General features: G+C 53.0%; 11 protein-coding genes. 4 read left to right on the plus strand and 7 right to left on the minus strand.

Annotated elements, in window-relative coordinates; translation table 11 throughout:
- Positions 1-378: 378 nt before the first annotated feature.
- The 4 genes from gor to J2857_RS26365 form a co-directional block, all read right to left on the minus strand.
- On the minus strand, positions 379-1,773 hold the full coding sequence (gene gor, locus J2857_RS26350; protein WP_210013063.1) for a glutathione-disulfide reductase: 1,395 nt from the start codon (positions 1,771-1,773) through the stop codon (positions 379-381).
- Between the two features lie 109 nt (positions 1,774-1,882).
- Positions 1,883-3,256 (minus strand): glutamate--cysteine ligase, encoded by a 1,374-nt coding sequence (locus tag J2857_RS26355; RefSeq protein ID WP_210013009.1) that lies wholly within the window; start codon positions 3,254-3,256, stop codon positions 1,883-1,885.
- A gap of 210 nt (positions 3,257-3,466) precedes the next feature.
- Positions 3,467-4,354, minus strand: a complete 888-nt coding sequence (yghU, locus tag J2857_RS26360; protein WP_210013010.1) for a glutathione-dependent disulfide-bond oxidoreductase — start codon at positions 4,352-4,354, stop codon at positions 3,467-3,469.
- Between the two features lie 302 nt (positions 4,355-4,656).
- On the minus strand, positions 4,657-5,214 hold the full coding sequence (locus tag J2857_RS26365) for an OsmC family protein (protein WP_210013011.1): 558 nt from the start codon (positions 5,212-5,214) through the stop codon (positions 4,657-4,659).
- 297 nt (positions 5,215-5,511) lie between these two features.
- Between J2857_RS26365 and J2857_RS26370 the strand changes: the two genes are divergently transcribed.
- Entirely contained in the window at positions 5,512-6,087 is a 576-nt protein-coding gene (locus J2857_RS26370) for a TetR/AcrR family transcriptional regulator (RefSeq protein ID WP_210013012.1), read from the plus strand.
- Between the two features lie 17 nt (positions 6,088-6,104).
- On the opposite strand, the gene J2857_RS26375 is transcribed toward J2857_RS26370, so the two are convergent.
- Positions 6,105-6,392, minus strand: a complete 288-nt coding sequence (locus tag J2857_RS26375) for a winged helix-turn-helix transcriptional regulator (protein ID WP_245363854.1) — start codon at positions 6,390-6,392, stop codon at positions 6,105-6,107.
- Positions 6,393-6,564: 172 nt separating this feature from the next.
- On the opposite strand from J2857_RS26375, the gene gstA reads away from it, so the two are divergent.
- Positions 6,565-7,200 carry a glutathione transferase GstA gene (gene gstA / locus J2857_RS26380; RefSeq protein ID WP_210013013.1) on the plus strand — a complete coding sequence of 212 codons (636 nt, stop codon included), beginning with the start codon at positions 6,565-6,567 and terminating at the stop codon, positions 7,198-7,200.
- A gap of 335 nt (positions 7,201-7,535) precedes the next feature.
- Positions 7,536-8,300: an alpha/beta fold hydrolase gene (locus J2857_RS26385; RefSeq protein ID WP_210013014.1), complete on the plus strand. Its 765-nt coding sequence runs from the start codon at positions 7,536-7,538 to the stop codon at positions 8,298-8,300.
- Positions 8,301-8,892: 592 nt separating this feature from the next.
- On the opposite strand, the gene J2857_RS26390 is transcribed toward J2857_RS26385, so the two are convergent.
- Together J2857_RS26390 and J2857_RS31580 are read right to left on the minus strand one after the other, a co-directional pair.
- Positions 8,893-9,600 (minus strand): DsbA family protein, encoded by a 708-nt coding sequence (locus J2857_RS26390; RefSeq protein WP_210013015.1) that lies wholly within the window; start codon positions 9,598-9,600, stop codon positions 8,893-8,895.
- 166 nt (positions 9,601-9,766) lie between these two features.
- Positions 9,767-10,687 carry a LysR family transcriptional regulator gene (locus J2857_RS31580; RefSeq protein ID WP_210013016.1) on the minus strand — a complete coding sequence of 307 codons (921 nt, stop codon included), beginning with the start codon at positions 10,685-10,687 and terminating at the stop codon, positions 9,767-9,769.
- A 465-nt stretch (positions 10,688-11,152) separates the two neighbouring features.
- On the opposite strand from J2857_RS31580, the gene J2857_RS26400 reads away from it, so the two are divergent.
- A complete protein-coding gene (locus tag J2857_RS26400; protein WP_210013017.1) occupies positions 11,153-12,241 on the plus strand; it encodes an NADH:flavin oxidoreductase in 1,089 nt (362 codons plus the stop codon).
- The last annotated feature ends 514 nt before the right edge of the window (positions 12,242-12,755 follow it).

Consider the following 12,755-nt stretch of genomic DNA (forward strand, 5'->3'; position numbering starts at 1 on the left):
AACATTACGGAAGAATTGGACGCAATTGCAGATGGACCAATTTGCCGATTACGCCATTGAAAATAAAAGCAAATCGAAGGGTTAAGGTTGTGATATGAGCCTATTGAGGGTTAGAGTAAGTATCATTGATATTGGACCGCCACCCAAGCAGCGACAGACTTCCCGGAGACGTCGGAGGGCAGCGGATTGTGGGAAGGATTTCGTGGGTAACGAAGTTCGGCTCAAGTCGACATTGTACACCGAACTGCGTTGCCAACCCCCACCAGGCGGTCACCACTCTTGATTAACAACATCCCTGTGGATTGCTGTTGCACTATCAGTTCGTATTCTCACCTATTTTAGAGAATAGGGTGATTTGTGATCACAGGAAATGATCCACTAATCGCGGACACGATCGCCGTTTTTGAGCCGGTAGCTCGGACTATACATGGTCACCAGTTCTTCCGACGCAGTAGGGTGTATTGCCATGGTCCGATCGAAATCGTCCTTGGTTACACCTGCCTTCAGCGAGATGCCCATGAGCTGCGCCATCTCGCCGGCATCTTGTCCAAGGATATGGGTGCCGACGACTTTCCGGCTCGCCGTATCGACGACCAGCTTCATTATCATCTTCTCAGAGCGGCCGGAAAGCGTCGCCTTCATCGGTCGAAATTCGGAACGGTAGATTTCCAGTTCCGGATAGCGCTTGGCTGCCTCTTCTTCCGAGAGACCCACAGTGCCGACTTCCGGCTGAGAGAAAACCGCCGTGGCGATCAGGTCGTGGTCCGGCGCGGTTGGGTTGTTCTTGTACTCGGTCTCGATGAAGCACATGGCCTCGTGAATCGCCACGGGCGTCAGTTGTACTCGGTTAGTAACGTCGCCCAGTGCAAAAATATTCGGTACGTTGGTGCGAGAGTATTTGTCGACGACGATCGCGCCGCGTTGGTCGAGCTGGACACCTGCCGCCTCCAATCCGAGACCAAGGGTGTTTGGATCGCGGCCGAGCGCGAGCATGACGGTATCGGCAGCTAGTGTCTCCCCGGACATCGTCTTCACCGATAGACCGCCAGCTACTGCCTTCGTGACCTCCTCGATGACATCAGTGAGGATGATGCGAATGCCCTTCTCGATCATCGCCGTGTGCAGGCCCTGACGCATGTCCTGATCGAAGCGGGAGAGAATCTCCTTGCCGCGATAGATCAGCGTCGTCTCAACGCCCAGCCCGTGAAAGATATTGGCGAATTCCACTGCGATATAACCGCCGCCAGCGATCAGGATCGAGCGCGGCAATTCCGGAAGATCGAAGGCTTCGTTGGAAGAGATGCAGAATTCGTGGCCGGGCAGTGATGCATGTGGATTGGGCGTACCACCGGTCGCGATAATGATCTTCTCGGCCGTTACTGTTCTGCCTGTGTTGATGATGCGGATAGTGTGCGGGCCCATAAGCTCGGCACGACTGGCGATGATCTCGGCGCCGTTGTTCTCCAGGCCCTTGCGGTAAAGCCCCTCAAGGCGGCCAATTTCTTTGTCTTTGGCGGCGGTCAGTTTGTTCCAGTCGAACGAGCTTTCTCCGACCGCCCAGCCATAGCCGGCGGCATCCTCGAAGTGCTCGTTATACTGGGAGGCGTAGACGAAAAGCTTCTTCGGCACGCACCCGCGAATGACGCAGGTGCCTCCAAAACGATACTCCTCAGCGACAGCAACGCGTTTGCCGAGCGAGGCGGCAACACGGCCCGCCCGCACGCCGCCAGATCCACCGCCGATTACAAACAGATCATAGTCATACTCGGTCATGAAAACTCTCCTTGATATCGCAGCAATGCTACTTCGTAGCCGGGGGCGGGTAGGAAAACCTGAAGGGCGCCGCACTACGATGTTGGTGGGCGGAACGATTGTTGGGCGTTTAATATTGATATTCCTCAAAGACAGGATCGACGGAGCCGTTCCAGCGGCCGTGAAACAGCGTCAGCATGTCTTGCGCCATAGTGGATTTCTTGGCGAGAATCTCTTCGAGCGGCTGCAGAAAGATGCTCTCGTCTTGGCCTTCGCCGTTCAAGCGGTGGCGAGATTTGAGGCCGGCTTTTGATATTGAGACTACTTCGCGGGAAACCTCAAGAACTGACCGGCCCTTGATTTCGGCCTGAAGACCCTTGGCCGGTACGGCGTTACGCATGGCAGTAACGTCTTCGAACGTCCAATCGGCTGTCAGCCCTTCAGCATCAGCAAGGGCGGTATGGTCGTAAAGCAGGCCAACCCAGAAGGCTGGTAGGGCGCAGATCCGCCTCCACGGTCCGCCATCGGCGCCGCGCATCTCCAGGAACCGCTTGAGGCGGACATCGGGGAAGAGTGTGGAGAGATGGTTGATCCAGTCGCCTATCGTGGGCTCCCACTCGGCGATTTCGCCCTTCAGTGCGCCGTTCATAAACTGGCGGAAAGTGAGTGCAGTACAATCGCGGTATTTTCCGCCGCGGACGATGAAATACATCGGAACGTCGAGCGCCCATTCCGCATAATCTCTAAATCCGAAATCGGGTTTGAAAACAAATGGGAGAATCCCGCCGCGTTGATTGTCCGTGTCACGCCAGATATCACCACGCCACGAAATCAAGCCGTTCGGTTTTCCCTCTGTGAAGGGCGAGGAGGCGAAAAGAGCGGTCGCCAGATATTGGAGCTTCATGGAAACGCTCATTTTACGCGTCATATCCTCCTCCGAGGAGAAGTCGAGGTTCACCTGGATCGTGGATGTGCGGTACATCATATCGAGGCCTTGGGAACCAACTTTCGGCATGTAGTTTCTCATGATCCCGTAGCGGGACTTCGGCATGCAGGGCGTTTCGTCAAGCGACCATTTTGGGCTGCCGCCGATGCCAAGAAAACGAATACCCATCGGTTCGGCGATCTCTTTCAGCACGGCGAGGTGTCGGTTCGACTCCTTGCAGGTCTCGTGGATCGTTTCCAGCGGTGCGCCGGAAAGCTCGAATTGCCCACCGGGCTCGATCGAAATCGCTCCCATACCGGACTGTTCGCCAAGCCCGATAATGTTGTCGCCATCCATGATCGGCTCCCAGCCGAGCTTCGCTTGCATGGCCTCCAGCAGCGCCGAAATGCTGGCATCCCCAAAATAGGGAACAGGGCCGTTATCTGAATGGAAAAACGCGAATTTCTCGTGCTCCGTCCCGATACGGAATTTATTATTCGGTCGTGCTCCCTGTTCCATATAGGCGGAAAGCTCGGACACCGAAGAGAGTGGTGTCTGGTCGATGGTGTCACGCGCCATAGAGGTACTTCACGTTGTGAGTGGGACCACGAGAAACTCGAGCGATTTTAGAGATCGGGTCCGGAAAGCTAAATTTGAGACCTCAGTGTCCTAAAGACCTTGGTTCTGTGACAAGGCAGCTGTGGTCCAGTTCACCTGATAGGCGGCAGCTTGCAAACAGGTTGTTGCAAGCTGCCGCTCAACGTCGCGTTACCTCGGGCAACGCACGGTCTAGATTTTGTCCTGCGTTTTTGTCTCGAAGTCTGAAGCGTCGTGTCGTTCATGGAGTTGTTCTGACGGGGCCCCGATCATGCGATTTACCATTCTGCCGCGTTTGACAGCCGGGCGTTCGCCGATCTCATCCTTCCATCGCGCGACGTTCTGATAGCTATCGGCTTCGAGGAATTTCCCACCGTTGCCATAGATTTCGTTCCTTGCCAATTGGCCATACCATGGCCAAGCTGCCATATCGGCGATAGAGTATTCGTCGCCGGCCAGAAACCGATTGTTCGCCAAATGGCGATCCAAGACATCGAACTGACGCTTCGCTTCCATTGCGAACCTGTCGATCGCATATTTAATGTGAATCGGTGCATACAGGAAGAAATGACCGAAACCACCTCCAACAAACGGAGCCGAACCCATCTGCCAAAACAGCCAGTTCAACGCTTCCGTGTGTGCTTTGTGTTCTTTTGGCAAGAAAGCGTCGAACTTCCGAGCCAGGTACATCAAGATTGAACCGCTTTCGAAAACATGGGTCGGTTTAGATGTCGATCGATCCACCAGGGCAGGGATCTTTGAATTAGGATTAATGTCGACAAATCCAGAACCAAACTGGTCGCCTGTGAAGATATTGATAAGCCATGCATCGTACTCTGCTTCCTTGTGGCCAAGGGCCAGCAATTCTTCCAGCATGATCGTGACCTTGATGCCGTTCGGCGTGCCAAGCGAATAGAGCTGCAAAGGATGCTTTCCGACTGGCAGTTCTTTCTCGAAAGTCGCTCCTGCAACTGGCCGGTTGATGGTAGCGAATTGTCCGCCATTACCTGGTTCCCAACTCCAGACCTCGGGGGCGAGATACCCTGCAGGAAAATTTTCGGCTGGATTATTGTTTGTCATACCTTGTGTCCTTCTGGCGACGCAAAAATTTCTCTAGCAACGGCGCCTACTACCGAGGCGTCGCCGGATTGCTTCCTGACCAACTAGTCGATAGATGCGTTTGGGTCAACATCAATTTGCAATAACGTGTGTCAGTCCAGAGGGTCATGACGCCCGTTGTAGCGCCTAGTTGCTTCATGATTGCGGAAACTAATCCCACGTGATGTCGTCCTAGACGCGTCGCCAAAAATGGCGACGCGTCCAATATCAACTTCCGGTTCCAATCGTCGCGATCGCTATTAGTCGACCCTGACGAGTATTCGTCACACGAGCCGGTTGGTGATCTTAACGGGATTCGCGATCGTGTCGTAGATGGGGGAATTGTTCGGAAGCTCCGCAATCAACTCCTCCAATTGCGCCCTGTTGGACGTCTCACTGGTCAGCTTAAGGTCGACAGTGATTGCCGTTGCGCCCTTCCGAACTGACTTGTCGAGGCCGAGGAAGCCATTGAGGTCAATATCGAAGCCAAGATCGAGCTCAAGTCCGCTGAGGTCGACGCCTTTTTCAGCTGCCATAGACGCCAGCGTCACAGTATAGCAGCCTGCCAGTGCGTGCAGCACGTATTCGGCAGGATTTGCACCTGTGTCGGTGCCAAGCAACGCAATTGGCTCGTCGCTAACGAGAGAGAATTTACCGTCGCGGCTGCTGTCAGCCTTGCCATTCTGCACAAGCGGCCCGGTCTTGGAGACCATTGCGAGGCCGCCGCTCGACTTCCCCTTGAGTTTGAAGGTTACCTTGCCGAGCTCCGGCTGCTTGCTTACCGCTTCTTGGGTTTCGCGGATGGTGTTGATGTCTGCAAATGGTTTGGTCGTCGAAGTCAATTTAGCCTCCTTGAGGTTTCCTGGTTTCCCGGTCTGCTGTCCAACTCGGGATATTCAAGCCGTCGTGGGGTCCTCACAGAGGTTTAGGCGCGGCCGAACACAGTACGAATATCATTCGACTAGTTGGTAGACAATAGTCAATCTGACTATTCGCTCAAGTGTCACCGTCAACCGACGAAAGCCGAGAGGTGTCTGCGATACCTGACGAGCGCTGGCCTCAACCGCGCGCCGGTATCTTGATTCGATCTCTATCTACTTGTAAGTAGAGAGAAAGCGCCTTGTCAGAAGGATTTTGAGATGAAAGCCACCAATGTGCGTGAAGAGTTGATAGCCTCCGCCGAGGACTTGATCCGCCGTCGAGGCTATTCTGGCTACAGCTACGCCGATGTTTCGGAACGGGTTGGCATTCGGAAACCCACTATCCACTACTATTTTCCGACGAAGCAGGATCTGACCTACACGGCGCTGCAAGCGTATCGCGCTCGCTACAAGAGTGCTCTGCTGGGCATCGAAGATGAGTTTGATCATGCGCTCGATAGGATCGACGCATATGGTCGCCTGTATCTTTCCGGAGTTGAAAAGGAACTTGGTTGCCTGTGTGCGGCTCTGTCAGCCGAACTTGATAACCTGCCTGAAGAACTCAAAGGCGGAACAGTAGATTTCTTTCGAGAGCACCTAGACTGGATCGAGCGTATCTATGCGAGAGGCCGCCAAAAAGGCGAAATCAACAATAACCTGACAAATGTCGGCGCCGCTCGCTTGGTGATTTCATCACTAGAAGGAGCGCTCATGATGGAGCGCCTTCTCGATGGGCCTGCGGGATTCGAGATCATGTTGAAGGCGCTGAGGTTAGGCCTCTCTCCTGCCAGTTAGTACGGATGAATTCGACCCTACAATTGGATGCCACGCTCTTGCAGTTTGTATCCGACATCCGCGATGGCTTCGATAGCAGGCATAAGCTCGCGACCGAGCTCGGTAAGGGAATATTCCACCGAGGGTGGCGACGACGGTACGACTGTTCGATTGACAAGCCCCATCTCCGCAAGCTCTTTCAATCTCTGCGTAAGCACTTTAGCGGAAACGCCATCGATATCATCCTTCAGCTCGCTGAAGCGGCGAGGATTGGCTTTCAGGTACCAAAGGATGTGAGGGGTCCAAGCTCCTCCCAGCAGATTCATACAGGACTTCAGGGGGCATGCAAATTTCTCCAGGGGGAACTTTCTTCTCTTCAACATGGCCGCAGCAGTTTCCTTTTGGTAACGCCAAACGTCAGTTACCTTTGGTTATATAGTTTACTAAGGTAACAGGCATTTCTATGTATCCGCAAGTTATTCAACTGTGGAGACTCCCATGAAATTGTATTTTTCCTCCGGCTCCTGTGGTCTCGCGACACAAATCGCTCTTCGGGAAGCAAGGCAGAAGTTCGAACTCGTCGCGGTGGATTTCAAATCGAAGACGACCATCGAGGGTGACTATTACAAGGTCTCGCCGAAAGGTTTCATACCCGCGCTGAAGCTGGACGATGGAGACACAATCACTGAAGGCGTCGTTATTCTTCAATGGATCGCAGACAACAACCCACATAGTGAGCTTCTTCCGGCCTTCGGCACCAGAGCTCGCTATACCGCGTTGGAATGGCTCAATTTTATTGCAACCGACCTGCATAAATCGTTCGCAGTGTTGTTCTCGCCTTTTGTGGACCAGGCTTCGAAGACCAAGTTTGCTGAAGGCAATCTGACTAGCAAATTCGAATATCTGGAAACGCACCTAGCGTCCAACAACTACTTGATGGGCAGCACTTTCTCGGCAGCGGACGGTTACCTTTACAACGTCATGTGCTGGCCGGGACGTGTTGGCGTCGATATTTCCAAGTATGGTGCAATCCGCGAGTTCATGGCGCGGATGGAGAAACGGCCAACTGTTATCGCATCTCTGAAAGCAGAAGGGCTCGAAATTGTGAAGTGCATGGACGGCGTTAGGAATTGACGATTTTGGGTCTTTGCCATCGCTGGTTAAACCCGCTTTTGGCAATGTGGATGTCATCTTAGACTCAATCTGCTATCACGCACTGCTGCCTCCGCAGCGGTGCGTCTTGACAGGTCGGCACGTGATCCGACGGTTCCCTGCGCGACGATCTTACTTATGATGAGAACCGTGGCTCGTTTGCGCTTTGTAGTCCTTGCGAGAGAAGCGTAAGGGCCCTTGCCTGGCCTCTGGTCGGGCCAAGGCAAGACCGCCGCGGCAACCCGAAAGCCCACGCCGTTCACTTAGAGACAGGCGCGTTGATGAAGTGAGTATCAGACATAAATAGGAGTGCCGTCATGATTTTCGAATGGGAAGGGGAGACGCTTTACTATGCAGTTGAGGGCGATGGACCCGCTTTAGTGCTTCTGCACGGCCTGGGTGGCAAAGCTGACAATTGGCTTCTGCAGCGACGACATCTATCAGCTTCCCATAAGGTGCTATCTTTGGACTTGCCGGGGCATGGCTCTTCTACAGGCCGTTCCATGCATTTCACGGACTATTGGCGTGCGGTCGACGCGATGCTCAATCATGCGGGCGTGGCGCAATCGGCTATCTGCGGACTTTCCGCTGGCGCCAGGGTCGGACTTGATTTTGCGGCACGGAGTTCACAGCGGACCACCGGCTTGGTGATAATAAACGCTTTTGTACATATGGAACCCGAAGATCGACTAAGCCGGCTTGCTATGTACGACCTATTGACGAAAGAAAACGGCGCCAAACTTTGGGCAGAACAACTGCTCAGTCTTATGGGCATGGAAGGGCACGGCGCGATAACCCGCGGATTTCTAAAGTCGGTCGAGGCAGTGGATCCGCTTCACATCCGCCGTATATTTCGCGAGCAAGAAGAATATGATCAACGCCCGCAACTTAAAAGTCTGGAGTGCCCACTTTTGGTCGTGCGCGGGGAAAAGGATGATCTCGTACCGGGTTATTGCTCCGATGATATCCTTCGCCAATCAAAAAATGGAGAACTTGTCGTTCTGGACGCCGGCCACCTTCCGTACTTGGAAACGCCAACGGATTTCAATCGGCAACTCTCCAAATTCCTCAGCCGGAATTAAAGAAAGGCGCACCCGAAAAGACACGGGTAGGGTCGAAGTCAGACAGGTGCCGAACCTTCCTCCTGTTCCGTCATCCCCTATTGTCCTGCATTTGTCTTTGACCGATCCGAAAACCCGCGAGACGTTTCGCGCGATCAAGGCGGCATTCAATAAACAGATCAGAATCGCTGGATAGTACGCTCAAAAACTTGGATAAAAGCCTGTGCTTTCTGATGGCTATATCGGCTCCAACTTCTCAGAAGTTGGAGCCGTAAAAAACCAACAATGTTCGGCCAGCCTGCAATGCCGGCCCTTACCTTCCTCAACCCACAGAATTCAGCACTTCGCTGAAGCCATAGGTCGGCAAACTTGCATGTAGCTGAGATTTTACGCATCTCTTCCTGAGCAGTGCGTACGATCGCCATCATCAGCCTATCCACCGCCGATGTCCCTCTGACATCTGCGGGCGCGTAGAGGAAAACGACATTCTAATACACCTGCTCGCCGCTCCACGACGGCGTAGAGGATATGTCCCCCGACAAAGAACTCAATCCGGCCATCTGCTTCGTATAGGTCTTCGGTCAATGCAAACTGAACACTAGGCTTGCCGCACCTAGCAGTGACTTTTGTCAAGCGAGCAGGCTACACCAGCGGCGCCTGTCTCATTCGGCACGGGGAAATGATCTGCTGCGGCAGCAACGCTGTCCTTCAGATTTTTATAAGGCATGAATCCTCTAGCGATCATCACATAACGCCGCTCAGCCGTTTTTAGAAGCACTCCGGGAAAGCCTTGCACCCCAAGCGTCTCTGTCAGTTTATAGTCCTCAAAGACGCTTTGGTGAGCGGAATGAGAGCCAAACTCTTTCACCCACTTATCGTATTCAACGCCAAATCGTTCTGCAATTGGCCGATAAGTTTGCGTGTTCTGAAGGTCTTTGCCATCGATGTAATAGGAGTCATGAATCGCGCCAGCTAAAGCAATGTCATCTGAGACACCCAGCGACCTAAACGCGGCCATAGCCCGAGAAGGGGTTGTGGAATTCAAAATTCGATTGGAAGACTTATAGCCCTTTATCTTATCCATATAGGCACTTCCGAAATCTCTTCCGGCCGTTGTCGATACACGTTCGTGAAGAGCTACGGGATCTGGAAATCGGCCAAAGAATTCACGCAACATCATGTCTTGTGGTATCATTCCGCCACTTATGACACGTGTGCGGAAAGACGCCTGGTACTCGCGCGAAATTTTTTCGATAGATGGCCCAAACCCGAAGCACCAGATGCAATATGGGTCTGAGAAATAGAGGAGTTCTGCGGTCATTTCGTTCATCCGAACTCGTTAAGGGCTGCCTTATCTACCAACTAGTCGATCAAGAGTCGAGTGGGTATTTTTGCTTTTCAGTAGGCGCCGGACGACGTTTGGTAGATCGGGTGTGTTGACTTGGCTACGCTACGAGCAACCCGCCGATCGGCACTCTAAGGCACGACTAAGAGCGCACCCGCCAAGTGCTTTCCGCTTTACGGGTAACTTCGCCAATCCATTCCACAAATGCTCTCACTGTTGGCGAGAGGTGGCGATTCTTGGGGTAAATCACGGAAAGGGGGACCGCCTGTGCAGAGTAACCGGCTAGAACCTGGCAAAGGAGTCCACTTCGGAGGTGCTGAACTACCATATAGCTTCCAGCTCGGATGAGACCCAGACCTTCAAGTCCACACGTAACATAGGCATCGCTATCGTTGACTATCAGGGATTCACGCATGTTGATGGTATGATCTTCACCGTCCACCTCGAAGTGCCACTCCAAGGATCGTGCAGTTCGCCCAGATAGGTAACCTACTGCCTGATGGTCCGCTAAGTCCTCTAAGGATCTTGGTGTCCCGTGCTGTTCGAGGTATTCCGGTGAGGCACAGGTGATCCAATCGAAAGTGCCGATCCGCTTTGCAACAAGGGTCGTCGACTCCTCAGGAGTACCGGCCCGAATAACGCAGTCAATACCCTCTTGGACTAACTCAGCCATTCTATCGGTCATCGTCAGAGTAAGTTCAACTTCGGGAAAGCGGCGCTGGAAGTCCTTGATGGAGGGCAAGACCACCAAACGTGCCAGTGAAAGAGTCATGTCAACACGGAGGCGTCCACGAGGCTGTCCTGCTCGCCCTGGGAAGCTGGACTCAACCGCCTCGATATCAGCGAGCAGTCGCCGACAATGGTTGTAATATTGGGTGCCATCTGGGGTAAAACTGATGTGGCGTGTTGTTCGCTGGAGCAACCTCACACCAAGGAAGCTCTCCAATTCCTTAACCGCTCTTGTTACCCGTGAGGGTGGCAAAGACAGACTTTCTGCTGCCCGGCTGAAACTGTGCATTTCGACAACGCGAGCAAAAATTTGCATAGTTTGGAGGCGGTCCATTCCTTGTCTCCGATTTTGCGGTTTATTGCATTAGGTGCAATAGGATGAGTTGATGCGTCGAAAATCACCGTCATGAATGGCCGACGATGTGATGTCGCCTGCTGATTATTCTATCTGAGGCAATTAAGTTACCCAAGCTGAAACCTAGATGTTTGTGCCGACAAGTGTAGATTGAGCAGGTTCAATTCCTGAAGATCGTAGCATGAAACAAAAACGAACCACCGCCCGATAGTTACCGCAGAGCTGCTAGCCCCCTCCGTGACTATTCCTGAAAATCAGGTGACCATTCGTTGCGGGCTAAGGGCTCAGCTAAGCGGCAATTCTTGTTTGGCGTCAGCCTGTCCTGGGTTCCCCATCGTTACAGGCTGACCCATCTACAACCAATTTCAGCGCATCGTCCTGGGCCGAGCCCCTGGCCAGTTCCAGCTGACATTCGCTCAACATCCCACATGTGGAGATCTTAAAATGTCTATCTCAGATCTGTTTAAGCCGCTTGAGCTCCTCCATGGCCCCGCGATGCGAAGCCGGTTCATGTTGGCACCGCTTACGAACCAACAAAGTGAATTCGATGGAACCGCATCCGAATTCGACTTGGACTGGATTGCCCAGCTCTCGCAGGGCGGATACGGCTTGATCCAAACCTGTGCAACAACTGTTGAAGCTGGCGGGATAGCATTCGCACGGCAGTTGGGTATTCACAGCGATGAGCATTTGCCAGGTTTGACCAAGATGGCAGCCACAATCCGAGAAGGCGGTGGCCTGTCGGCGGTGCAATTGCACCATGCTGGACACCGTGCCAATCCATTGTTGGGAGGTGTGCCAGCTCCAGCATCCAGCCGCACCTTGCCAGGCATCAAAGCTTTGAGAACGGAGGAGGTAGAGCGGATCCGTGACAGCTTCATTGCTGCTGCGAAGAGAGCTGAGCTGGCAGGGTTCAACGGCGTAGCTGTTCATGGCGCTTTTGGATGGATTCTATCGGAATTTATGTCCCCACACCTGAATGATCGTACGGACAAGTATGGTGGTAGCATCGAAAACAGAGCTCGCCTTACCATCGAGGTAATCGAAGGTATCCGTCGGGAATGCGGCCCTGACTTTCAGATCGGCTGGCGTCTGTCCGTAGAACGCTATGGTCTGCAGCTGGAAGAACTGCGTGAAATCACAGCTGACATTCTGAATCGGGAGTTGATCGACTATCTGGATCTGGCTCTATGGGATTCTGCTCAAATTGTTCGCGAGGGAGCATTTCAAGGTCAGTCGATGCTAGGCATTTTCACTGAACTGCCACGTCGAAGGGTGCGCGTCGGAACTGCCGGCAAGATAATGAGTGCACAGCGCGTCGGACAATTGATGGACGAGGGTTGCGACTTCGTCCTCATCGGCCGTGCCGGAATTCTGCAACGAGATTTCCCGCTCCAGGTTGAGAAAAACCATGAATATGATAGTCCTAAGCTTCCTGTGACCGCAGGCTATCTGCGTAAAGGCGGTCTCAGCGAGCGCTTTATTAATCATATGCGAGGATGGCCGAGCTTCGTCGTGCCCGGAAGCATCTGAGGAAAAGTTGGATCGAAGGTTGGGGATCATGCTTTGGTGAGTATCTTCATCAGAGGGTGCCTGAAACTCAGCATGCAATACATCGGCATTTTGCATTGGAAAAAGATGAACCGTACGCCATAACATATCGCATAGCATGCATTAGAGTTCCAAACCATTATCTTTAGAGTTCCATAAATATGCTTACGCCTCATTGTTATAGTAAGTATTTGATATTATGGATTTATGTAGTGATTGTAGGCTTAAGTTTATCGCGGTGATCCACTTTACAAGTCTCTATGTCATCAGGCCCCCGCAACCAAATCCTACGCTACACTATCCAGCCGTAGCCCAAAACTGCGATCCATTACGCTAAAGTATGATGATCGTCGGCGCTAAACCCCCAGCGGCGCGTAGTTCGCGATGATGGCTGGCGGAAAATGTCGTGGCGAGGGATGTGGAATAGGTTGGCAATCGGATCGTGAATGGAGACGAAGCGCTGCAACTGTCCCTGTGACTTGAAGCGCTTCATGAT

The organism is Neorhizobium galegae (assembly GCF_017877055.1).
Lineage (GTDB): Bacteria > Pseudomonadota > Alphaproteobacteria > Rhizobiales > Rhizobiaceae > Neorhizobium > Neorhizobium galegae_D.

Coding starts and splice junctions, on each gene's coding strand:
- gor (WP_210013063.1), bottom strand. CDS start 1,773: ATGACCGAGTATGACTATGATCTGTTTGTAATCGGCGGTGGATCTGGC.
- J2857_RS26355 (WP_210013009.1), bottom strand. CDS start 3,256: ATGGCGCGTGACACCATCGACCAGACACCACTCTCTTCGGTGTCCGAG.
- yghU (WP_210013010.1), bottom strand. CDS start 4,354: ATGACAAACAATAATCCAGCCGAAAATTTTCCTGCAGGGTATCTCGCC.
- J2857_RS26370 (WP_210013012.1), top strand. CDS start 5,512: ATGAAAGCCACCAATGTGCGTGAAGAGTTGATAGCCTCCGCCGAGGAC.
- J2857_RS26375 (WP_245363854.1), bottom strand. CDS start 6,392: ATGAATCTGCTGGGAGGAGCTTGGACCCCTCACATCCTTTGGTACCTG.
- gstA (WP_210013013.1), top strand. CDS start 6,565: ATGAAATTGTATTTTTCCTCCGGCTCCTGTGGTCTCGCGACACAAATC.
- J2857_RS26385 (WP_210013014.1), top strand. CDS start 7,536: ATGATTTTCGAATGGGAAGGGGAGACGCTTTACTATGCAGTTGAGGGC.
- J2857_RS26390 (WP_210013015.1), bottom strand. CDS start 9,600: ATGACCGCAGAACTCCTCTATTTCTCAGACCCATATTGCATCTGGTGC.
- J2857_RS31580 (WP_210013016.1), bottom strand. CDS start 10,687: ATGGACCGCCTCCAAACTATGCAAATTTTTGCTCGCGTTGTCGAAATG.
- J2857_RS26400 (WP_210013017.1), top strand. CDS start 11,153: ATGTCTATCTCAGATCTGTTTAAGCCGCTTGAGCTCCTCCATGGCCCC.